The following is a 22,854-nucleotide window of genomic DNA, read 5'->3' as shown; positions in this document are numbered from 1 at the left end:
TAATCAATTAATATTTATTGTTTATCAATAATTTTTTGTTTCTTTACGGAAAGAAAAAATTATTTAAAATGAAACAAACCCTTTCGACTCCCACCTCACCTCTTATCAATTTTCTACTCGTCGCATTTAGAGGTCTTTTTTTGCTCGTTACTATAGCACTGATTATCTATATTGCAATAGGAATCATTCAACTATTTTCAAAAGAACCGACGAATTACGCCAATCTCCCCGTCACCTTTACATTCAGTGAAACCGGAAATTTTGTGAATAATGGCGATACCACTTCAACACGCTTCACACTTTACAATGGTAAGGGATTCATCAATAGCACATCATTTTCCCTGACAAGCGTAATTCTTTCTAAACTGGTTACCGTTGCAGTATCCCTTTGTATACTATTCATCATTAAACTTGTCTGTCAAATACTTGAGGCTGCCAAAACCGGTCGGTTTTTAGTAGCTCGCAATGCGGTTCGCATGCGCAATATGGCGCTATTGTTCATATTGGCTTTTATGGTTGAAAAAATATACTTTCTTATATCCGCTTCATATTTGGCGGACAAGCTAGTTTTTCCTGGCGTCCACTTTACTAAAATTAGTTTTTACACTTTTGCACAATGGGAATATATTCTGTTTTTCCTTTTTCTTTTAGTTATTGCAGAAGCCTTTCGAATAGGTGCCCAATTGAAGAATGAAAATGACCTGACCATTTAAATTTGATTTATGGCTATAATAGTGAACCTTGATGTCGTTTTGGCACAACGTAAAATGTCATTGACCGAACTCTCTGAAAAGGTAGGAATTACACTTTCGAATCTTTCCATTCTAAAACAAGGTAAGGCAAAAGCCATACGTTTTAGCACTTTGGAGGCGATTTGCGAAGCTTTAGATTGTCAACCGGGAGATATTTTAGAATTCAGGACAAGCGATGTTTGACAAAAGTAATCGTCGTTTAGGTTATCATTTCAATCTTCCTTAAGTTTATACACACTAATTTACTTTCTTATGAAAAAATCAATAACAAAAGACCTTTTTTTATTCTTCTTGACCTTTGCGGTGGTAATTACGGCCTTCGCACAAGAACAAAACCGTGAATTTTATCAGTTAAAGACCTACACCCTAAAAAATGAAAAGCAAGAGACCCGAATGGATAGCTTTTTAAAAGAGGCCTACTTGCCTGCTTTAAAACGTGCCGGTATTGAAAATGTCGGTGTTTTCAAATATAGGCCCAATAATTTTCTAATAGCCAATAAAATATTCGTTCTAATTCCTTTTCAATCTTTGGAACAATTCGCAACTCTGGAAGACGCTTTGGCTCAGGATAAAAGTTATCTTTCTTCCGGTAAAAGCTATATTGAGGCGTCGTATGACGATCCCCCTTATGAACGTATAAATTCGACCCTTATGCGTGCTTTTGTAGATATGCCAAAGATGAAACCTTCACCTTTATCAGGTCCGAGAAAAGACCGGGTATACGAACTTCGCAGCTACGAATCATCCACCGAGGCGCTGTACAAGAACAAGGTAGATATGTTTAATACGGGAGGAGAGGTCGAGCTATTCGAGGCAATTGATGCCAACGCCGTTTTTTATGCAGAAGTGATTTCGGGAGATAGCATGCCCAATTTGATGTATATGACCACCTACCCCAATATGGAAAAACGTGATGAGATTTGGGAGACCTTCTTTACCTCCGACAAATGGAAAGAGTTGAAATCGGATACCCATTACCAGAATAACGTGAGTAAGGCCGATATCCTGCTATTGTATCCCACCGAATATTCCGATTATTAATACCGTTCAACGAAAATGTCAAAAAAAAGGCCCGCTGCTTTAGCGGGCCTTTTTAATAATGGTTCTACCTGCGCGCAATAACAAATTCTACCCTTCTATTCTTTCTTCTACCTTCACGAGTGGTATTGGGAGCAATAGGATGATTACCCCCAGCACCGGCCCAAGTTATTTGTTGTCCCGAAACACCGATTAACATTAAATATTGAGCAACGGCCTTGGCCCGTAGTTCTGACAGTTTCTGATTATAGCTTTGGTCTCCCGTAGCATCACAATGCCCATTGATGGTAATAAAAAGTTCTGGATGGTCTATAAGATAGGCTCTAATACCTTCCAGCTCCTTTTTTGCGGGTTCGTGCAATCGAAACTCATCAAAATCAAACAAGACATTTTTAAAAATAAAGGGCTCATTTATTGTAAAGTCGGTCTCCTCAATGCTTTGCTCCTGTGATAGCCTATTCTCAATGCCTGTTACAGCAACCATATCTATATAATAATAAGCACCTCGTTCTGCGTTCCGCTTTGTCTTCAAAAGTCGTGTACGGTCGTTATTCTTAAAATTGCCCAGTACCAAATATTTTTCCGTACCCTTTGCGATAAATTGTGTAGTAACCAAGGTCCAATTCTTGGTATCGGAAAAAAACTTCGGATAATTGATTTCCAAAGCGGTATAGATGTTCCCCTTTTTTTGGTATAATAATCCTTTGGACAGCGATTTGGTCGTCGATATTTTCAAACTGTCTTGAGCGAACAATAACCCAAATTCATTCACAGCGAAGTCGGACCGCTCGGCAAGACTCACATAGAATGACACACGGTATTCCTTACCCTTTTTGAGCGTGTCGGTGAGTTCTGCCTGCAGGTATTCACGATAATCATCGGGAGCGTAAACATACAGTCCACAGTATCCTTTTCCGAATTCGGCTTGTTGATTGCCATTGAAATTTTCAGGGGCACCCATGACTACACTACAGGAGTTAAAATAATCGGTAGTACCCTCGGTTGGGGTAGACCAAGATATCACGTCAGCTGTGAAATTTCCCAACCTTTTCGGGCAATCTTTGTAATACTCAAAACTTGGGTTTCTTACCAAATTCTGGGAGACAACAATACCCAAACCTTGAAATAAAAAAAGCATTGTAAGAAAATATCTCCCGCATTTTGGTATCACATCGAATCATTTAAATAACGTATTAAAAATAAGGAATTATGGGAAGGCTCTGAATCTTGCACACTTAAAGCTACCCTATATGAAGATTCTAAAGCTCCAATTCTAACGGACTACAACGAATCGATATACTCCTGAATGAGCTGTACCCCTTCCGAATGAAGCTCTGTTACTCCCAATAAGGGCATTGAGGCCCCGAAATCGGGGGAAGTTTTGACCCTATCTCGAATATCGGCCCTAAAATCATAGATGAGACTGTTTTCAAAAGTGGTCTCATACCGAAAATCCGGCCTATTGGGCTCACTTGAAGTGCGATAACCGCCGGGTTGATGACAATGGGCACAATTGATATCCATATAGGCTCGGGCCCTTTCTTCCAAGGAAAATTCAGACTGGTTAGACCAATCCGGTAAGCCTGCTATTTCAGATACGGCAGGGGCATTGACCAATAATCCCTCGTCAATAAAATACTGTAACTGATTTTTTCCGTTCAAAACCGTATTCAAATTTCTGGCCTTTGGACCAATGGGTTTTGAAACATCGTTTACGTTATGGCATTGGGTGCAATTGATAGCAAAGGGCACTTTATAATCTACCGTATTACCTACCCCTTGACTATCGATCCAATCGACCCTAACCGTAGGAGCATCATTACTTAAAACTGCCTCGGTCTGTTCTTCATTCCAAAGATAATTTCCCAACTCCCAAACACCGTTCATTTTAATCAGTATGCGGGTTTCTATTAATTTTTTTCCCAAGGATGGATTGCGTTCATCAATAAAGTAATAGAAAGTTTTACTGATTACGGTATTATCGGGAAATTCCAACAAACCTTCCCCCTGATAAATTATTTGACTGTCTTGAGGAAGTGATATTGTACGAAGCTTATGGGCGTAATCACTGTAAAGAGGTGTTGACAAGGTATACTCATATGTAGCTCCATTGGTTATCAAATCTTCAAGACTACCTTTGAATAATCGCAATTCTGATAAGGTGGGTAAAAATTCGGGAATGGCGAAAATTGTTTCATCCAAGTAAGGGTTGGTATTACTGGAGACCTCATCGCCATTGCTAATACCATCTCCGTCGCAATCAGAGCTTGACCATAGGGTATTTGTAGTATTGTAATTTTGATATTCCTCATCCTGTAAGGGGTCACAAGGGTCATTGCTATCCGTACCATTGGCCACTTCTTCAAAATCTGGAACTCCATCGCCATCCGTATCTTTTTTCTCGTTGACATAAGGGTTCGTATTGTCGGCCAGCTCTTGCCCATTGGTTATGCCATCAACATCGCAATCGGCACCCATCCAAATCGGATTATTTGAATCGTAACCCGTGTAATCGGGATTTTGCTTGGGATCACAAGGGTTACCCTTGTTCGTACCGTTCAACGATTCCTGTTCATCATAAATACCATCACCGTCGGTATCATTCTCAGCGGAGATTACCGTATCGTCAGACTTACACGAGACCAAAAATAGGAGCGCCAAAAAAACCGTTCCCAAGGCCTTTCTATAAAACTCCGGCCCTAAAAGCCCTAGAAAGCAAAAGCGGATTTTCAAATGAACGGCCATTGATTGAGGCATTACTAAGATTATTTTTTCTACAAAAGTTCAACGAAAATAATCATTGTTAGAAAATTATAAGGACCACCATGGATGAACGCACCTAAAAATCGGTTCATACACAAAGGCATTCCTTTTCAAATATTAAAAGTCAAACTTATAGGTGAGTCCGCCTAATATTTGGAGGCCTTGCACAGGGTAATTGGCCCAACGTTGATAGTTGTTATTGGCAATATTAGCGGCTTTGAGGAAAATAGATAATTGTTCGTTCCACCGGTAACCAACATGTGCATTGGCATCAAAATAAGAATCAAGCTCTATAAGGGTTGGTGTAAAGTTGGTGGGAATTCCACTTTGATCCGCTATGGTGGCAACATCTTCCCGAGTGCCCACGTAAAATAAATTAGCACCTGCATACCACTTTTCGCCAATTTGATAATCCATGAACAACGACCCTGTGATATCAGGCAAATTCCAAGCAGGATTATCGGTTTCCGTCGTATAATTAAAATACTGAACATTGACTCCCAAGGTAAAATTACGGTTGACATCGACATTCAGTTCGCCAAGTACACCGATGGTCTTTAGGTCGTCGTAAAATACTTCGAAAGAATTGCCATAATAATAACCTTTTTCATCATCCCTAAAGGTATTTTGGGGGTTCAATTTAAAAAGAGGCTTCCTGTTCTCAGCGGTGTACGAGGCCTTGACGTTATAGCTGAGATTCGGTAACAACTGCCCCCTCAGCCCCAGATAGCCGTCGTATTTCCTATCTGTAGGGGTAATTGTCAATGTGGGTGAAACGAAAGGATTAGCTTGTACGAAATCGTAATATGAATTCTGTTCGAGCTCCCCTTCTATACCGCCATATGCGATAGCCAATTCGTCAAGTAAACGGTACGATGCGGTAACTGCGGGATAAATATAAAAGTTGTTCTCTTTATTCTCTGCGTCCAATCCATAAACTAGATTAACCCCAAGAACAAGCGCCAGATCATCTGCCATTAAGGTCAAACTGGGATTCAAGCCAACTTGTAGTTGACTGTACTCTATACCAAGGGTATTTGTCGGGTTATTTAAGTCGGCGTTCTCAAAGCTCCCATTTACGTAGTCTACTTTGGCCTTTATTCCAAAAGATTCATCGGCAACCGGAAAGGCAAAGCCCGTATTGAAAATTGCCCTATTCTCTCCCGATTTTACGACATCCCAGAAACGCCTATATTGTAAACTCGCATTCTCAAAGTAAGCATCCTCCACATTAATGTGGCCAGCGGCCTCCGCCATAAAATAATTTTGCCGTTCGTCAATTGAATTGACCGTCTGCTCGGTAAATACCCCATTGGGTATTCCGTACCAATTGTACAACTGATGTTTGGCACCGATATCGACTCCCCAATCAAAGTCCCTATCTCTTTTCTTATAAGCAGCATCAAGCTCGGTATTGGAATAAATATTATCCAATGCGGTTCCTTTGATGTCACCACGGGACGAGTTATGCTCCAAGCCCACTGTATACCCGGACTCACGATCTATAGTTCGGCTGGTATAAAATTTTGCCATAAGATTGGCGGGGTTTCCCCCTCCGGCCGATGCATATGAGTTGTAGAGTATAGGGGGGGGTGTTTTCTTCACGGACGTAGCTTTACCTTTGGCAGGGGTAAAAGTAGAAGCTACAGGAACAGAGAATATATTATACTCGATAGATTTTTTTTGCAGTACGATCGAATCGTTAAGGTCAGGTACGGATTTGATCTTGAAAGCATCGGAAATCGTAGGAGTGTAAGCCTTGGTCACTGTAACGGTTTCGGTTCCGATGTCATCGGTATCCTCTTCTTGTGCCACGATTACCTGAGTGGAACCCAGAAATAGAATTATTAAAATTTTTATGTAGGTATGCATATATTGTTCCTTTGGTCTACCGTTGTTCTGACTCACTTTTTTTCCTTGGTTTTTTAATTTCCATCAGTGCGTACCGATGAATTGCTCTCGGCCTCTTTGGCCTTAATGATCAACAACTCCCCTTTCGCCTCCGATACCAACTCAGGATATTGAGTGAAATTGGCTATTACACTATCTAAAATGTAAGTAGCTTGGTAGGCATCGCCTAACGCGTAAAAGTTTTTGGCCATAATGATAAGGCCCCTACCGCCCCATTCTTTATAACTCGCATAATCTTTGGCCAACTTTTGCACCGCTGTGTTCGAGTCCTCATAGTTTTCTGCTTTGTTCTTGAAATAAGCATCATAATAGAGTGCTTCTGCGGCAGTAGCCCCTGAAGCGATTTGCAGTACTTCTCTATAAGCCTGTTCAGCCTTGACCTCATTTCCGGTAGCGATGGCAGAACGGGCAATCATAATCTGTGCGTCACTTTTGATTCGGTTATCAATGGTGGGCGTTGCCAAGACCTTCTCTGCATAGGCCAGTGTCTGGTCATAATTTTTTTGCTCGTAATAGCCCTTCATGAGGTTTGATTGGGCAAAAGTTCTATTTTGTTGTATATCTGCCTGATTCTCCAGACGTTCTAGATATGGTAGGGCACTTTCATAATCTTTGTTGCCGATGTATATTTCACAGACCCTGGTCAAGGCCTGTTCGGCATATTCACTGCCCGCTTTATCAGCAACGAATTTGTAGTGGGGCAATGCCTTGTCTTTTTCTGATTTCAGAAAATAAAGTTGTGCCAGATTGAAGTTGGCCCTTACTGCATTAAGGCCATTGGGGAACTGCTTGATATAATTTTCATATCCTCTGATAGCAGCCTCCTTCTTCCCCTCAAGATTTTGTTTATCGGCAGATTCAAAGGTGGCATTATCCAGTTCGGCATCGGTCACTTCCACAAAATCGACGTTTTTTACCCATTGTGCGTATTCGTCCACCCTACCCATATCCACATAAATAAGCTTCGCCGTAGCTACTGCCTGTATCGCCTCTTGGGTATTCGGAAAATCTCGTACCACAGTCTTGAACCGTTCCAAGGCCTGCTCGTTTCTACTGGCATTATAGTGAACTAGTCCCTGTCTCATCATCGCTTGAGGCACCAAAGAGCTTCCCCGAAACTCCCCTATCATGCGATCGTACATCTGTATGCCCTGCTGTTCTTGACCCGAAGCGACCAGCGTGTTCGCCAATTCAAAAAGGGCATCATCTTTCAAAGTCGATTTTGGATAGGCAGATATAAAAGTGCGCAACTCTTCCATTTTGGTATCGCGACGGTCGACAAAGCCATAGCTCAATGCTTTCTGATATGCGGCATAATCTTTTTCGGGCCCGGTCAAAGCCAAAGCCTTATTATAGGTTTCAATGGCGGGCCAATACTTACTGGTTACGAAATAGCTGTCTCCCAAGCGCAAATAACCGTCATATAGTTTTTGGTTATCCTCTGGTCGGGTTTCCGTAAAATTGGTAAAATAAGCAATGGCATTAACGTAGTCCTTTAATTTGAAATAGGTGTAGGCCAAATTATAATCCAAGTCGGCATATTCTTCGGTAGCCCTTGCCATGGGGTTCTGCTGAAACTGGATATAATTGACAAGTGCCTCACTAAAACGGTTGAGGAGATATTCAGATTCGGCCTTCCAATAACTTGCACGGGCCTTGAATGTAGCGTCTTCGGCATTATCTAAAGATTTTTCGAAGTTCTCGGCCGCTTCAAGGTACTCACCGTTCATAAAAAGTTCGATACCCCGATAATAGGCCACCTTTTGGTACGTGGCCTTACTCGCATAATTCCGGTTTCTTTCCAAAAGCTCCAGGGCGCCCTCAAAGTTCTTCGATGTAATATAGGAATCCACCAACAATTCTTGCATTTCTTGGGTATGGGAATCGTCAGGATATTGCTGCAAATATTCCGAAATAACTTGAGGAACGGGTTCATATGGATTCCCGATTTCATAGCTAAGGCGCGCATAGTTGAGATAGGCATCTTTTGCTATTTCAGGAGAAAAATCCATTTGGGATGCATTGCGAAAAGCATTCAATGCCTCCTGTTTTTTGTCGAGCTTCAAATAGCATTCCGCCAAATGATAGTATGCATTTTGAGAAACACTATTGGTACCGTCAATGATTTTGTTAAACTGTTGAATGGCATTGGCAAAATCGTCTTGCTTATAGTAGGAATAACCAAGCAAATAGTAATCGGTGTTGCTCCACCTCCCCTGTTTTCCCTTATAATCTTCCAAATAGGGAATGGCATCTGCGTACTGCTCCAAATTAAAATAGCTCTCCCCAATAATCTTGCTAAGTTCCGACCTCTCTTTACGGTCGCCCTTGGCCATTTGCTTTTTGGCAAGTGCGATAGCCTCATCGAACTTGCCTAGTTTGAAATTCATGTCGGCTTGGTAGTAATCCATTTTCTCCTCTAGAATCTCCGGATCTTTAATTTGGTCAAAGCGCTGGTTGGCGGCATCGTAATCGTCTTGTTGGTAAGCCATATACCCTAAATAATATTTGGCCTGTGAACCGTACACCGGTGAGTTCTCTACTTTTTGAAGGTAGCGTTCCGCCTCTTTTCCCTTACCAGATGTGAAAAGGGAATAGCCATAATTGAAATCAAACTTATTGCGCTCTTTAGGCGAAAGGGCCTTTTGATCGACCTTGTTATACCATTTAAGGGCATACGGATATTTACCGGTCTCGAAATAATACTCGGCTACATCTACAAAGGCCGAATTGCGTTTTGTTGACGTAGGGTAGTTCTCCACGAAGTCTTCCATGAGACGATCCGCGCCCAACTGGTTCAAACGCACGGCAGCATTGGCCTCGTAATAGGCACTATTGGCTTTGGTTTCAATATCTTTCGTGGTTTGCTTTACCTTGGCAAAAATGCTTTGGGCAGCCTGATATTGTTCATTATTGTACAGGGCCAATGCATCTTGATAATCCTTCTGTGCGTGGGTATAAATTTTTGTCTCTTGGGAAATTCCCAAAAAAACCGTTCCCAAAAGAATAGGGAACAAAGCGGTGATTTTTTTTAGCATAGTGTTCTGACTAACCTTGAACTCTTCCTATTTATTAATTTTAATAACGTTAAATATCATACCAAAGTATATTCACTTCATGAAATTCTCGGAGTACAAAGAAAAAAGATTTTGAAAAAGTCACCATCCCTTTCCCTCAGAACTTATTACTTTTATATTAACTAAACGAGAAAAGTTTCGGTCGCACCCCATTTTTGTAGAAATCGGGACAAGCTTTGGACTGGCTTTCACAACTTCTCTATAATACCCATGAAATATAGTTGCCATCATGTCGGATATTACGCCTAAGACTATTTTAGAACTTAAGGATGCCTCCATTTTTCAAAAGGAAAGCCTCGTACTCAACCAAGTGAATCTAGATGTTATTGAAGGTGAATTCGTCTATCTTATCGGAAAGACCGGGAGTGGAAAGAGCAGTTTTATGAAAACCTTATATGGCGACCTGCCCTTGCGTAAAGGAACGGGGCACATTGTCGATTTCGACCTTACCAAATTAAGGGAAAAAGATATTCCCTACTTGCGCAGAAAACTCGGAATCGTTTTTCAAGATTTCAAATTGCTTCCTGACCGTAATATCAATAACAATTTGTCGTTCGTACTTAAAGCTACGGGATGGCGGGATACCCACAAAATGAACCTAAAAATCGAGGAGGTGTTGAGTAAGGTGGGGATGAAAACAAAGGGGTTTAAGTTCCCGCACCAACTTTCCGGCGGAGAGCAGCAACGCGTAGCCATAGCAAGGGCATTATTGAACGATCCCGACTTAATATTAGCAGACGAACCCACCGGAAACCTTGATCCACAAACCAGTGTTGAAGTGATGAAGGTTCTTCAGGAAATTCATAAATCGGGACGCACTATTCTTATGGCGACCCATGATTATGCCCTGATTTTAAAGTATCCCTCAAAAACGCTTAAATGCGACGGCAATCGTATCTTTGAAGTAGTACAAAGGGCGGTTTGACCCTACCCATAACGGGCCAGCCCTTTCGAGCAGAGAATAAATTTTCCCGATCGTTCATTGTATAAGGGTATTATCCAAACGCATTCATTTCACCGTATCTTTTAAAGAATAAAATTCTTCCTATTTTGACTTGAAGGCTCCGGAGCGACTATTGCGAATTTTCCGATAGGATGGAATTCAACCTCTACATTGCATAAAATCAGGGTCGGCTTTCATAAAAATGGTAAAAATCTCTCTTATATTTTGTTAATAAGGGTCTACCTTGTAACATTGAAACGGTTTGTTGAAACAAACTGCCGCTAAACCCATGCCGTATGAATATAACCCCAGCTGTTCTAAAAACCCTTGATTCCAGGAAGGAATTACTTGACTTTTTGAGGAAATATCAAAATGAAAATCCTTTATTTAAAAAAGTATTGACCAGTTATGAATATGAAACCGAATTACGGTGTTTGCAGGCGGAATTGGTAGGCCTACAAAAATGGATACAGGACCACAATAAAAAGGTGGCGGTTATATTCGAGGGCCGAGATGCCTCGGGCAAAGGAGGTACCATACGCCGTTTTACAGAACATTTAAACCCTAGGGCCATGCGTATCGTGGCCCTCAACAAACCTACGGAAGTTGAAAAAAGACAATGGTACTTTAACCGTTATATCAAAGAATTGCCGAATGCAGGTGAATTGGTTTTTTTCGACAGAAGTTGGTACAACCGTGCGGTAGTAGAACCGGTAATGGGTTTTTGTGATCAACAGCAATACGATAGGTTCATGGTTCAAGTTTCGGAATTCGAACATATGTTGTACGAATCGGGAACGAGAATTATTAAATTCTGGTTTTCCGTATCGAAAGACCAGCAGCTTAAGCGTTTCAACAACCGCCTGGAAAACCCGCTCAAAAAGTGGAAATTTAGTCCGGTCGATCAAAAAGGGCAAGAATTATGGGATACCATAACGAATTACAAAACCCAAATGTTTTCTCGTACCCATCATACCTTTAGCCCTTGGATTATTGTAAAATCGGATAATAAGAGGCTGGCTAGATTGGAAAGTATAAAATATTTATTGTCACAGTTCGATTATAGCGAAAGAGGTAACAATGCTGGTCAAATACTACCCGACCCCAATATCGTTCAGCGCTATTTCAGGATGCTCAAACAACTGGACATATAACCGGTTATCATAAGGAAAGAATGGAACTATCAAAGAAAGATTTAAAAATATTGAACTCAATAAAGGGTATAACAGCCTTGTTGAGTGATAGTAAACCCACACCCAAAAGGGCAATTAAAGTTGTCAAGTACGAAAAACGTCTTGAAAAATTACAGGAAGAACTTTTAAAATTACAAAAGTGGGTCGTTGCAAATGACAAAAAAGTAGTTATATTATTTGAAGGGCGTGACGCCGCGGGAAAGGGCGGGGCAATTCGAAGAATTACTGAACACCTCAACCCTAGGGAATACCGAGTGGTAGCCCTTCCCAAACCTGACGAGATAGAAAAAGGACAGTGGTACTTTCAACGCTACGTGAACCACTTGCCCAAAAGCGGTGAAATTGTACTTTTCGACCGTAGCTGGTACAACCGTGCCGTTGTAGAGCCCGTCAATGGTTTTTGCTCGACCATAGAATACGAAAGGTTCATGTCGCAAGTCAACGAATTTGAAAAAATGATGGTCCATTCAAATATTTATCTAATCAAATTTTATTTTTCCATAACCAAGGAAGAACAGGAGAATCGATTTAATGATATCATCGACAACCCTTTGAAAAGATGGAAATACAGCGCCGTCGATGCAAAAGCTCTTGAATTATGGGACGAATACACCAAGTATAAAGAAAGAATGTTCGATCAAACGAATATGTATGTAAAATGGAAAATCATTAAGGCCAACCGCAAAATGAACGCACGTATAGCCGCCGTAGAGCATGTTTTAAAGACACTACCCTACGAAACTAAAGACGAGAAAGTGTTAAAACACCGCCATGTCTAGAAAGAAGAAAGGTGAAGGGCAGCTATGGTAAATGTATATCAAAAGGTGGTATAGGGCAATGAAATCTTTACGATTCGAAAGACTATTACAAGATTAAGGTTAGACATACCTATTCAATCTCTTGTTTTTGATTGAAGAGGGCTCCAATAAGAAACTATTTTTCAAAAAAATCTGCCGGAGATACCCTAATTTTCAGGCTTTTTACTGTAGCTTCCCTCTATACGGTTCATTGGTGCTCTGAAACACGTCCCGAAGTTTTTAAGCCTATTATCACCGAGTACTTACCTTTCATAGCGCTACATTTAGCCGAGATTCACACCTAAATCCGAACTCATTGAAGTGGTCTGGTTAAACTATTCGAACCAAAATATGTTTTCTCGAATCGACCCTTTGACTGTCGCCTGTATACAGGACAAAGGATTGTTAAATGAACCTCTGACATTTTTAGTATATTCAACACTTGCTTACAAAATATAATTGAATGTACCGATACCTTCTTATCTTTCTATTGCTCGTTGGTTTAACAAGCTATAGAACAACCGATAAACCCAACGACAAACCCAATATTCTTTTTATTGCAGTGGATGATCTACGACCTGAATTGGGTGCCTATGGCAACAAGGTTATTCATTCGCCAAATATTGATGCGCTCGCGAATACAGGGTCTTTCTTCACTCATCATTATGTGCAGGTGCCTACCTGTGGAGCTTCAAGACATGCGCTTCTTACAGGCATGCTTCCAAGAAAGCCGATCCATTTGAGCAACCGGGCCATTGAAGAAGAAATTTCTGGTCGTCCCGAAACCTCCTCCCCGGAAACCTTCATTCACCGATTCAAACAAGAGGGGTACCACACCGTTGGTATTGGTAAAATAAGCCATTCTGCCGATGGATTGGTCTACGGATATGAAGAAAAACCATCAACGAAAAAAGAGCTTCCCCATAGCTGGAGCGAATTGCTTTTCGACCCCGGAAAATGGAAAACCGGATGGAACGCCTTCTTTGCCTACGCCAATGGAGAAAATCGACAAAGTCTTCAAAAGCAGGTGAAGCCTTATGAAGCAGGTCAAGTAGATGATGATGGCTACCCTGACGGGCTGACTACTAAACTGGCCATAGCCAAGCTCAAAGAACTTAAACAAAATAAAAAACCTTTCTTTATGGGAGTCGGGTTTTTCAAACCCCATCTGCCCTTCAACGCCCCTCAAAAGTATTGGGACCTATACAAACGTGAAGAAATACCACTGTCTACCAATCCCGACGTTCCGGAAAATATCAGTCTTAAAAGTCTTCACCAAAGTGGGGAATTTAATCAATATGCCCTTGGAGAAGAAAAGGCTACCCTATCAAACCAACTGTCTGACGATTATGCCCGTAAATTAAGGCATGCTTATTATGCTGCCGTAAGTTATACAGATGCACAAATCGGTTTGCTTTTGAAAACACTTCAAGACCTTGACTTAGATAAAAATACCATTATCGTCATTTGGGGAGACCATGGATGGCACCTTGGAGATCAACGGGTATGGGGCAAACACACCATATTTGAAAATGCTGTTAGAAGTCCGTTAATTATCAAATCGCCATTTTTAAAACCTAAAACAAACAAAGTAACCACTATTGTCGAAACCATTGATATTTATCCCACGCTTATGGAGCTCTGTGGAATCGGCCTCGACTATGAACTCGACGGCGAAAGCCTAGTTGCGGCCATGAAAACAGGCAAAAATGGGAAAGATCAGGCCGCTTATAGTTATTTTCGAAATGGTATTTCGGTTCGCACGCCCGACTATAGACTCACAAAATACTATAGAAAAGAAAAACCGGTCATCGAACTTTACGACCATACCAAAGACTCTTTTCAAGAACAGAGGAACATTGCCAATGAGCATCCTGAAATTGTAGCAAAATTAATGCCTTTATTAGAAAAAGGAAACACAGGGCTATATGCCCATCAAAAAGAAAATTGATTAAGACGAACACAATTTTAGAACTAGCGAAAGTTTTGCTTACTTTGTCATCCTAATCATAAAAAACGATAATGGAAGTTCTTGGTATTGACGTAGGCGGCTCCGGAATGAAGGGCGGTATTGTAAACATTGAAACTGGAAAAATGATCAGTGAGCGCCATCGAATCCCGACTCCAAAATCAAGGACCCCCGAGGAGATGGCCGATGTGATCGCCCAAATTGTCGCGCATTTCCACTATAAGGGAAAAGTAGGTTGCGGGTTTCCAACGGTAATCAAAAAAGGTATTTGCAAATCACCGGGCAACCTTGACCCCAGTTGGTTGGGTGTCAATGTCGAACAACTTTTTGAAGATAAAACGGGACTCGATTTTACAGTAGTCAACGACGCTGACATTGCCGGTTACGCCGCCATGGAATACGGAATTGGTAAAGGCAAGGAAGGGCTTGTAGTGATGATTACCATCGGCACCGGATTAGGAAGTGGTGCCTTTTACAACGGAGAGCTGATACCCAATTTTGAGCTTGGCCAAATTCCTTACAAAAAGTACAAGAAAATTGAGTTATGGGCTGCCGGTTCCGCTAAAGAACGCGAAGGATTGAGCTATAAGAAATGGGGAAAGCGTTTTAACAAGTTTCTTAAGTATGTAGACCTCATCATTGCTCCGGACCTCATTTTGTTAGGAGGCGGGGCCTCAAAAGATTTCGATCAGTTTAAAGATTACATTACTATTGAAACTCCCGTAATGCCCGCGCAATTACAAAATCACGCTGGTATTATTGGTGCTGCGGCCGCGGCTTTTCATAAAATACCAGCCAATTCTTAGAAGTTATCCATTATTCTATACAACGGAAAGCTTAAAGCACAAATCGTCGATTGGTGAAATTGTGCAAATTAAAGTGCCTTGTGATTTTGGGTAGCCTCTTTCCAGGCTTCGTAATTTCCCGCAATTTTTTTGTCGAACTCCTCTGGGGATTCAAAGTTCAGAACATTATCTTCCAATCGCTCCTCGCCCCCAAAAATCACGTGCAATTCTTTGTCGATCATTCCTTGAATCGATCGTTCGGCGACATACTCCGGAGAATCCATATTTTGGGCAGTTGAAGTTTTCATCATATCGGTATCGGTAGCCGTAGGGTACACACAGGTTACCGAAATAGGAAAGGGCTCTAGCTCGCGCCTCAGCGAATCAGAGAACTGGCGAATTCCCGCTTTGGTACTCGCATACACCGCATAGAAAGGCATACCTATCAAACCTAGGCCGGATGAAACGTTCAAAATATAGGCCTCCTCAGAAGCCTTTAATAAAGGAAGGCAGTATTTGGTAAGGAAAAGAACGGCTGTTAGGTTTACTGCCACTTGATCATAAATTTCTTCGTCGGAAGTATCCTCAATCGCACCTGCGGATACGATTCCGGCGTTGTTGATCAAAATATCCAAACTGCCCCATTTATCTTCAACTTTAGAGGCCGCTTCACGTAAAACGTTGATATCAGCTACATCTCCACGAACGAGAACAAATTCCACCCCTTCAAAAGTGGTGCGCAATTCTTTGAGGTTTGACTTGTCCCTTGCGATAACGCCAAAGTGTTTCACTCCATGTTGTATCAGTTCGGCGATCATACATTTTCCAATACCCCGCGAACCTCCTGTAATAAGTACTTTTTTACCTGCTAGTCGCATATCCAAAATAAATTAAGAGATAGATCTTTTGACGTTAAGGTATGATTATTCCTGTGTTCCAAAAACTAAAAAAATGATAAGAAACCAAGAATTACAAAAGCAGTAATATTTGCGGCTCAATTTTGAGGATTTACCAAGAAACAGATAAGAGGAAGCGAGAAAATTTACGGTAGACCGCTCCTAACTTATTACCTTTATGAAGTACAGTATGAAAAAGGGATGGCAAGGTCAAGCAATCTTATTCCTTTTGCGGTCTACTTCCTTCAAATAAATCTTTCGTAAGCGTAGATGTTTCGGGGTTACCTCGACATATTCATCTTTCTGAATGTACTCCAATGCCTCTTCCAGAGAGAATTTGATCGCCGGTACAATCTTTGCCTTGTCATCGGCCCCGGCCGAACGTACATTGGAAAGCTTTTTGGTCTTGGTAATATTGATGGTCATATCATCTCCTCGTGAATTCTCACCGATGACCTGACCCTCATAGATATCCTCTCCCGGATCTACGAAAAATTTACCGCGATCCTGAAGTTTATCGATAGAATAAGGTATGGCTTTACCGTTCTCCATGGAAACCAGCGATCCGTTCTGACGCTGGGGAATATCACCTTTCATCGGTTGATACTCCAAAAAGCGGTGCGCCATGATTGCCTCCCCTGCAGTCGCGGTCAACAATTGATTTCGCAAGCCTATAATACCCCTGGATGGAATCAAAAATTCACAAACCATGCGATCCCCTTTAGCCTCCATACTCGTCATTTCTCCCTTACGGATAGAAACCATCTCAACTGCCTTACCGGAAACTTCCTCGGGCAAATCGATGGTCAAAGATTCGATCGGCTCACATTTCACACCGTCAATTTCTTTGATAATGACCTGAGGCTGTCCTATTTGTAGTTCGTATCCTTCTCTACGCATAGTTTCGATCAATACCGAGAGATGTAGAACCCCACGGCCAAAAACCAGAAATTTATCCGCACTATCGGTTTCGTTCACACGCAGGGCCAGATTCTTTTCAAGTTCACGTTCCAGACGTTCCTTAATATGTCGCGAGGTCACGAACTTACCATCCTGACCGAAAAACGGACTATCATTGATCGTAAACAACATACTCATCGTAGGCTCGTCGATGGCTATAGTCTTCAACCCCTGCGGATTTTCATAATCGGCAATGGTATCCCCGATTTCAAAGCCTTCCAAGCCAACGATGGCACAGATGTCTCCCGTTACCACTTCCTTAACTTTGATTCGGCCAAGACCTTCGAAAGTAAAAAGCTCCTTGATTTTTGATTTTACTACCGTTCCATCGCGTTTGACCAATGAAATCTGCTGCCCCTCCTTAAGACTACCCCGTTGCAATCTACCTATGGCAATTCTTCCTGTAAACGAAGAATAATCCAATGAAGTAATCAACATTTGGGTATTGCCCTCCTCAGGTTTGAAGGTGGGAATATGATCAATAACCATATCCAATAATGGTTCGATAGAATCGGTTTGCTTCTGCCAATCTTCGCTCATCCAATTGTGTTTCGCAGAGCCATACACGACAGGGAAATCGAGTTGCCACTCTTCCGCCCCCAATTCGAACATCAGGTCGAAAACCTTTTCATGTACTTCTTCGGGAGTACAATTTTCCTTATCGACCTTATTGATAACCACGCAAGGTTTTAATCCGAGGTCAATGGCCTTTTGCAGTACAAACCGAGTTTGGGGCATCGGACCTTCAAAAGCGTCGACAAGCAAGAGAACCCCATCGGCCATGTTCAGCACACGTTCGACCTCGCCCCCAAAATCGGCGTGACCCGGGGTATCGATGATATTGATCTTGGTGTCTTTATAGACTACGGAAACATTCTTTGAAGTAATCGTGATACCCCGCTCGCGTTCCAAATCATTATTATCCAATATGAGGTCTCCCGTGTTTTCGTTGTCACGAAACAATTGGCAATAGTACATGATCTTATCGACCAAGGTAGTCTTACCATGGTCTACGTGAGCGATGATCGCAATATTCTTTGTGGTGTTCATATTCCTTATTTTATGCAGGCCTTCCCTTTTGAGCGCGCAAAGATACTGCTTATTTCTGCACCGAAACACAAACTTATGTTATTTTTATCATACTGATTTTGAGCACATTCAGCCAAAAGCGTTATCATTGATCTGCTCTAGTGTCAAAATTGCGGGATAAAATAAACAAGGTATCTTTGAGTAAAACAGCCTTTTATCGAAAAAAAGAATAAATATAGGTTCTTACTGGCTTTACCCTTGCTAGTCTTATGCATTGGTTGTTCGGATGAAGAACCGCATGGGGAATCGGAAAGGCCCATCGGTGAGTTTATCGACGATTGGACTTTTCGCGTATTTCCAGAAGCACCTTACAATAATTTCGATATCGCAGAATTTAGACTATGGGTTCCTAAAGAAACCAACGATCTACGTGCCACTTTGGTTCTTTTGACCAATCATAATGGCAGCGCTCTTGGTTTGACGAAATCGTCGGAATGGCAGGCGTTTGCACAAAAAGAGAGGTTGGCACTTTTGGGTGTCAATTTAAAATCACTCAATGGAACCAGTAACTATGCCCTTGCCGGGAGCGGGAGCGGACAGGCATTGATCGATGCCCTCAAAAAGATTGCCGAAGCACAAGGAATCCTCCCAATTTCCAAATTACCTCTGCTCATGAGGGGCTATTCGGCCGGAGGGAATTTTAGCTACAATTTTTCTGTTTTCATGCCCAACAAAGTGGTAGGCGTTGTCAGTATCAGAGGGGGCCAATTAGAAGCAACCCCTAAGAATTTGGCAGTTCCCGGACTTATTCTTTCCGGGGAGATGGAAGGCGACCAAAGAAATGAATACCTCAGGGAAATAGCTCTGGACAAAAGAAGCGAAGGTGGATTATGGAGTTTTGCCATCGAACCCCAGGCTACGCATTTCAGTAGTCTGGAAAACTCCGACGCATTGGCCAAAGTTTTTTTCTCGGCCATTTTAAAGAAAAGGATTTCGACCGGCCAAAACGGACTACTCCCCATTTCCGAAGATTCGGGCTGGTTGGGCAATTTTACGGGTACTGAGGTTTTTCCCTATTCCGATTATCCCGGAAACATGAGTAGGGCAAGCTGGTTGCCTGACGCCACTTGTGCCGAGGCTTGGCTCACATTTCAAAACTAGTTCGGCCCCCTTTTGGTTCAATCAAATCTTGGTTTCCGGGATTTTCGCTTGGTGGGCGTCCATCCTAATGAAAAACCGATGACGGGTCCCATACCCAAGTTGAAGTCATGGCGTCTGTACCAACCGCCACCTGCTTCCACAGAAAAATTTATACCGTTCCCAAAAGTGCGTTGTAAGCCATAGGCCGCTCCAATAAAATCGAGGGAACTGTCCCCGGTATTCATATTTCCCAAGAGCTCCCATTCGGTAAAAAAATGGGTGTACGAAGCCGCAATATAATTACCGGAATTGCCGGCTACGTTTTTGTTCAGTGCCTTCCTGCGTTCAAAATTGTGATAAAATCGGGCTTTCACATTGTATATTGGCGCTAGCGAATAGCCTTCCTGTGGGGTTGCCAAACCTAGTCCCACAATGGCCGAGGCACTTACATTGCGCGCGATACCAATTTCGTACTGAAGACTCGGCATTAAAAGGTTGAAAGAAACCTGATGCCGTTCAAGGTCGATCAGATCGAAGGTGTTGCCCTTTTCCGTTCGCTGTGCCCGCAGCACATACAAGCTACAGCAAAGTGCCAGTAGGGTCAGGCTTAAAAACTTTTTGTGCATAATGCTCGCTTAATCATTTTAAATCTAAAAAGTATGCCGCGCTTAAGTGCTATCTTTGTAAAAATTTTAAGAAATGGATGTAACTGTCATACCTCAAATCAAACATACGGATAGCAAGAATTTCTTTTTACTCTCAGGACCTTGCGCTATCGAAGGTGAAGAAATGGCCCTTCGTATCGCGGAGAAAATAGTTAATGTCACCGATAGGTTAAAAATCCCCTATGTATTTAAGGGTAGCTTTAAAAAGGCGAACCGTAGCCGAGTGGATTCGTTTACAGGAATCGGCGATATAAAGGCTTTGAAAATACTTCGAAAGGTATCGGAAACCTTTAAAGTGCCTACCATCACCGATATTCATCAAGAATCGGATGCCGATATGGCCGCGGAATATGTCGATGTACTCCAAATTCCGGCTTTTTTGGTACGACAGACCGACTTGATCGTGGCAGCGGCCAAAACTGGAAAAGTCGTCAATCTCAAAAAGGGACAGTTCATGTCACCGGAAAGTATGAAACATGCCGTGACCAAGGTCACCGATTCGGGTAATGATCGGGTTTGGATTACCGACCGTGGCACGATGTTCGGCTATCAAGATATGGTTGTCGATTTTCGGGGGATACCTACCATGAAACAATATGCCCCGGTGGTGCTTGATGTCACTCATTCCTTGCAGCAACCGAATCAGGCTTCCGGAGTTACCGGTGGCCGCCCTGAACTGATCAATACCATGGCCCGTGCAGGTATAGCGGCCGGAGTCGACGGTATTTTTATGGAAACCCATTTCGATCCGGCCCAAGCTAAAAGTGATGGTGCCAATATGTTACACCTCGACCATTTGGAACGCCTTTTGACCCACCTCACCGCCCTAAGGGAAACGGTGAATAATTTGCAATAAAAGCAAGGAAAAATTGTTAGTATAGGGCAATTATTAATTTTCGCCCATGTCTTTCCGAACTATCGATTTCCTTTTTGCTGTAGTATTGGTTCTTACCAACATGATGGGTTATTCACAGCAGAAAGTGGCATTTGGAACGCTCACCACAGCTGAAAAAAACCTGTCCACCTATGAACAAGATACCTTGGCGCATGCGGTAGTGCTTTATGAACGAGGCGACAATTATTTCGAGGTAATCAATCGTCGCATATATTTAGTTAAAGAATATCATACGAAGATTAAGGTTCTAGACGAACTGGGCCTAGATTATGCAACGATTTCAATACCCCTCTATAAAAATGGTTCTTCTGTAGAGAAAATAAAAAAACTACAAGCAATTACCCATGTTGACGGCACACAGTATAGGGTATTACCATCGGAAATCTTTACTAAGGACGTTAGCGATTACAAATCTATAGAATCGTTTACCTTTCCAAAGGCAACACAAGGAAGTATTCTTGAATATAACTACAAGATGATCTCACCGTTTGTTTTCAATTTTAACGGATGGGCCTTTCAGTCGGAAATTCCTAAAATATATAGTGAGTTCAATGCCAAGATTCCCGGGAATTATCGATATAACAGAACATTGACCGGAAACCTCAAACTAGACCTCAATGAGGCAAAGATTCAAAAGCAATGTTTTCATATAGCCGGTTATCCAAAGGACGCCGATTGTGAAGTACTCAAATACGCCATGAGGGGCATTCCGGCTTTCAAGGCGGCAAAACAATTTATGCTTTCGGAGAAAAACTACATTTCGCGCCTTGACTTCGAACTCTCCGAGCACCATCGTCTAGACGGTGTTACCGACAAATACACCAAAAGCTGGAAAGATGTCGATGAAGAATTCAGAACAGACCAGGATATCGGGAGGCAGCTTACCAAAAACGTTTTTTTTGAGAAAAATGTCCGTGGCAGCCTATTGGTTCATCAAGATCCCTTGATCCGTGCGAAGAACATCTATTCATTTATTCGCAATCATTACACTTGGGACGGGCAGTATGGAGTCTACGGAAAAGCCCGAGTAAAAGAGGCATTTGAAGAACGAAAAGGAAGCGCCAGTGAAATTAATATGTCATTGATCAATCTGTTGAACGCCGGTGACATTAAAACCAATCTGATGCTGATTTCCACTAGGGAATCCGGTCTTCCAAAAAGGAACCATCCCGTAATGTCCGATTTCAATTATGCCATTGCAAAAGTAGAGATCGATGGAAAAACCTACCTTCTTGATGCCACCGACAAATTTATGCCGTTCGGTATGCTCCCCTTTCGTGCGTTGAACCATTATGGCCGAGTGATGGACTTTAAAGAGGATAGTTATTGGTTCAATATTCAACCGGAAAACGAGAATAGCTATTTCGTACGCGCCAATGTTAAGTTCGATGTGGAAAAAGGCAAGGCCTTAGGCGTACTTGATGTCGTTACTCAAGGCTATGAAGCCATTGAAACCCATAAAAATTTGAAAAGCCTCAGCCCCCAGGCCTATATTGAACAAATGGAACAATCCATTGGCGATGACTATACCATCATTTCCCATGAGTTTTATGAAGAGAGAAGCGATGAACGTAGGGCTTCTGAGCGTTTCAGCTTTGAAGTTGACAATATACTTCAAGGAAACAGGGTATATATCAATCCATTCTTTGTGCTATTTTTTAAGGAAAACCCCTTTAAGCTAGAAAAGCGAAATTATCCAGTAGATCTTGGTTACGGTAGAATGTATAAATACCAGCTGTCAATGGTAATTCCAGAGGGCTACAACGTGGCCGAACTACCAGAGAAACAAGTAGTTCATATGGGCGATAAAATAGTCACCTTAGAATTTTATAACCAACAAATGCCCGGTCAAATTAGTATTCTTTTTAAACTGGCTTTGAACAAAAGCCATATTTTGGCGGATGATTACGAACCGCTTAAAAAAGTATTCGAACACGTGACCGACATTCAGCGGAATTCTTTGGTCGTACTAGAAAAAGATGGCGAACGGTCTAGGAAATAAAAGATATTACCTATATTTTTAGTATCATTGGATTCGACT

The 22,854-nt window shown here is 41.9% G+C and carries 18 protein-coding genes; 11 read left to right on the top strand and 7 right to left on the bottom strand.

The annotated features are described in order from the left end of the window. The first annotated feature begins 68 nt into the window (after window positions 1-68). The 3 genes from F2B13_RS10490 to F2B13_RS10480 all read left to right on the top strand — a co-directional run bounded on the left by F2B13_RS10490 (window position 69) and on the right by F2B13_RS10480 (window position 1,793). Complete coding sequence (locus F2B13_RS10490; RefSeq protein ID WP_149275029.1) at window positions 69-713, top strand: DUF2975 domain-containing protein; 645 nt, start codon at window positions 69-71, stop codon at window positions 711-713. 9 nt (window positions 714-722) lie between these two features. Continuing rightward, complete coding sequence (locus F2B13_RS10485; RefSeq protein ID WP_149275028.1) at window positions 723-935, top strand: helix-turn-helix domain-containing protein; 213 nt, start codon at window positions 723-725, stop codon at window positions 933-935. 69 nt (window positions 936-1,004) lie between these two features. Next, a complete protein-coding gene (locus F2B13_RS10480; protein ID WP_149275027.1) occupies window positions 1,005-1,793 on the top strand; it encodes an NIPSNAP family protein in 789 nt (262 codons plus the stop codon). Between the two features lie 64 nt (window positions 1,794-1,857). On the opposite strand, the gene F2B13_RS10475 is transcribed toward F2B13_RS10480, so the two are convergent. The 4 genes from F2B13_RS10475 to F2B13_RS10460 all read right to left on the bottom strand — a co-directional run bounded on the left by F2B13_RS10475 (window position 1,858) and on the right by F2B13_RS10460 (window position 9,502). Then, a complete protein-coding gene (locus F2B13_RS10475) occupies window positions 1,858-2,928 on the bottom strand; it encodes an OmpA family protein (protein WP_149275026.1) in 1,071 nt (356 codons plus the stop codon). A 143-nt stretch (window positions 2,929-3,071) separates the two neighbouring features. Further along, window positions 3,072-4,547 (bottom strand): hypothetical protein, encoded by a 1,476-nt coding sequence (locus tag F2B13_RS10470; protein WP_149275025.1) that lies wholly within the window; start codon window positions 4,545-4,547, stop codon window positions 3,072-3,074. A 123-nt stretch (window positions 4,548-4,670) separates the two neighbouring features. Then, on the bottom strand, window positions 4,671-6,425 hold the full coding sequence (locus tag F2B13_RS10465) for a TonB-dependent receptor (protein ID WP_149275024.1): 1,755 nt from the start codon (window positions 6,423-6,425) through the stop codon (window positions 4,671-4,673). 53 nt (window positions 6,426-6,478) lie between these two features. Continuing rightward, window positions 6,479-9,502, bottom strand: coding sequence for a tetratricopeptide repeat protein (locus F2B13_RS10460; protein WP_149275023.1), 3,024 nt, complete (start codon window positions 9,500-9,502; stop codon window positions 6,479-6,481). 268 nt (window positions 9,503-9,770) lie between these two features. Here F2B13_RS10460 and F2B13_RS10455 point away from each other — a divergent pair, with 268 nt between their 5' ends. The 5 genes from F2B13_RS10455 (at window position 9,771) to ppgK (ending at window position 15,249) form a co-directional block, all read left to right on the top strand. Beyond that, entirely contained in the window at window positions 9,771-10,466 is a 696-nt protein-coding gene (locus F2B13_RS10455) for a cell division ATP-binding protein FtsE (protein ID WP_149275022.1), read from the top strand. 314 nt (window positions 10,467-10,780) lie between these two features. After that, window positions 10,781-11,638: a polyphosphate kinase 2 gene (gene ppk2 / locus F2B13_RS10450; RefSeq protein WP_149275021.1), complete on the top strand. Its 858-nt coding sequence runs from the start codon at window positions 10,781-10,783 to the stop codon at window positions 11,636-11,638. A gap of 20 nt (window positions 11,639-11,658) precedes the next feature. Continuing rightward, window positions 11,659-12,456, top strand: a complete 798-nt coding sequence (ppk2, locus tag F2B13_RS10445) for a polyphosphate kinase 2 (RefSeq protein ID WP_149275020.1) — start codon at window positions 11,659-11,661, stop codon at window positions 12,454-12,456. Between the two features lie 481 nt (window positions 12,457-12,937). Beyond that, window positions 12,938-14,425, top strand: coding sequence for a sulfatase (locus F2B13_RS10440; RefSeq protein WP_149275019.1), 1,488 nt, complete (start codon window positions 12,938-12,940; stop codon window positions 14,423-14,425). A gap of 71 nt (window positions 14,426-14,496) precedes the next feature. Next, a complete protein-coding gene (gene ppgK / locus F2B13_RS10435) occupies window positions 14,497-15,249 on the top strand; it encodes a polyphosphate--glucose phosphotransferase (RefSeq protein WP_149304104.1) in 753 nt (250 codons plus the stop codon). Window positions 15,250-15,317: 68 nt separating this feature from the next. On the opposite strand, the gene F2B13_RS10430 is transcribed toward ppgK, so the two are convergent. Both F2B13_RS10430 and typA read right to left on the bottom strand, forming a co-directional pair. After that, the gene (locus F2B13_RS10430; RefSeq protein ID WP_149275017.1) at window positions 15,318-16,106 is read right to left on the bottom strand and encodes an SDR family NAD(P)-dependent oxidoreductase; all 789 of its coding nucleotides are present in this window, start codon (window positions 16,104-16,106) and stop codon (window positions 15,318-15,320) included. 228 nt (window positions 16,107-16,334) lie between these two features. Beyond that, entirely contained in the window at window positions 16,335-18,134 is a 1,800-nt protein-coding gene (typA, locus tag F2B13_RS10425) for a translational GTPase TypA (protein ID WP_149275016.1), read from the bottom strand. Window positions 18,135-18,371: 237 nt separating this feature from the next. Between typA and F2B13_RS10420 the strand changes: the two genes are divergently transcribed. Further along, the gene (locus F2B13_RS10420) at window positions 18,372-19,274 is read left to right on the top strand and encodes a hypothetical protein (RefSeq protein WP_149275015.1); all 903 of its coding nucleotides are present in this window, start codon (window positions 18,372-18,374) and stop codon (window positions 19,272-19,274) included. A 17-nt stretch (window positions 19,275-19,291) separates the two neighbouring features. Here the strand turns inward: F2B13_RS10420 and F2B13_RS10415 are convergent, their stop codons facing one another. Beyond that, entirely contained in the window at window positions 19,292-19,879 is a 588-nt protein-coding gene (locus F2B13_RS10415) for a hypothetical protein (protein ID WP_149275014.1), read from the bottom strand. A gap of 73 nt (window positions 19,880-19,952) precedes the next feature. On the opposite strand from F2B13_RS10415, the gene kdsA reads away from it, so the two are divergent. Next, complete coding sequence (gene kdsA / locus F2B13_RS10410) at window positions 19,953-20,774, top strand: 3-deoxy-8-phosphooctulonate synthase (RefSeq protein WP_149275013.1); 822 nt, start codon at window positions 19,953-19,955, stop codon at window positions 20,772-20,774. A 46-nt stretch (window positions 20,775-20,820) separates the two neighbouring features. Beyond that, entirely contained in the window at window positions 20,821-22,815 is a 1,995-nt protein-coding gene (locus F2B13_RS10405; protein ID WP_149304103.1) for a DUF3857 domain-containing protein, read from the top strand. Window positions 22,816-22,854: the final 39 nt, after the last annotated feature.

The organism is Pareuzebyella sediminis (genome assembly GCF_008367235.1).
Lineage (GTDB): Bacteria > Bacteroidota > Bacteroidia > Flavobacteriales > Flavobacteriaceae > Pareuzebyella > Pareuzebyella sediminis.
The sequence above is the reverse complement of the archived record's forward strand: the minus strand, read 5'-3'. Positions and strand labels throughout refer to the sequence as shown.

Coding starts and splice junctions, on each gene's coding strand:
- F2B13_RS10490 (WP_149275029.1), top strand. CDS start 69: ATGAAACAAACCCTTTCGACTCCCACCTCACCTCTTATCAATTTTCTA.
- ppgK (WP_149304104.1), top strand. CDS start 14,497: ATGGAAGTTCTTGGTATTGACGTAGGCGGCTCCGGAATGAAGGGCGGT.
- F2B13_RS10440 (WP_149275019.1), top strand. CDS start 12,938: ATGTACCGATACCTTCTTATCTTTCTATTGCTCGTTGGTTTAACAAGC.
- F2B13_RS10465 (WP_149275024.1), bottom strand. CDS start 6,425: ATGCATACCTACATAAAAATTTTAATAATTCTATTTCTGGGTTCCACT.
- ppk2 (WP_149275020.1), top strand. CDS start 11,659: ATGGAACTATCAAAGAAAGATTTAAAAATATTGAACTCAATAAAGGGT.
- F2B13_RS10405 (WP_149304103.1), top strand. CDS start 20,821: ATGTCTTTCCGAACTATCGATTTCCTTTTTGCTGTAGTATTGGTTCTT.
- F2B13_RS10415 (WP_149275014.1), bottom strand. CDS start 19,879: ATGCACAAAAAGTTTTTAAGCCTGACCCTACTGGCACTTTGCTGTAGC.
- kdsA (WP_149275013.1), top strand. CDS start 19,953: ATGGATGTAACTGTCATACCTCAAATCAAACATACGGATAGCAAGAAT.
- F2B13_RS10470 (WP_149275025.1), bottom strand. CDS start 4,547: ATGCCTCAATCAATGGCCGTTCATTTGAAAATCCGCTTTTGCTTTCTA.
- F2B13_RS10480 (WP_149275027.1), top strand. CDS start 1,005: ATGAAAAAATCAATAACAAAAGACCTTTTTTTATTCTTCTTGACCTTT.
- ppk2 (WP_149275021.1), top strand. CDS start 10,781: ATGAATATAACCCCAGCTGTTCTAAAAACCCTTGATTCCAGGAAGGAA.
- F2B13_RS10460 (WP_149275023.1), bottom strand. CDS start 9,502: ATGCTAAAAAAAATCACCGCTTTGTTCCCTATTCTTTTGGGAACGGTT.
- F2B13_RS10485 (WP_149275028.1), top strand. CDS start 723: ATGGCTATAATAGTGAACCTTGATGTCGTTTTGGCACAACGTAAAATG.
- F2B13_RS10455 (WP_149275022.1), top strand. CDS start 9,771: ATGTCGGATATTACGCCTAAGACTATTTTAGAACTTAAGGATGCCTCC.
- typA (WP_149275016.1), bottom strand. CDS start 18,134: ATGAACACCACAAAGAATATTGCGATCATCGCTCACGTAGACCATGGT.
- F2B13_RS10475 (WP_149275026.1), bottom strand. CDS start 2,928: ATGCTTTTTTTATTTCAAGGTTTGGGTATTGTTGTCTCCCAGAATTTG.
- F2B13_RS10430 (WP_149275017.1), bottom strand. CDS start 16,106: ATGCGACTAGCAGGTAAAAAAGTACTTATTACAGGAGGTTCGCGGGGT.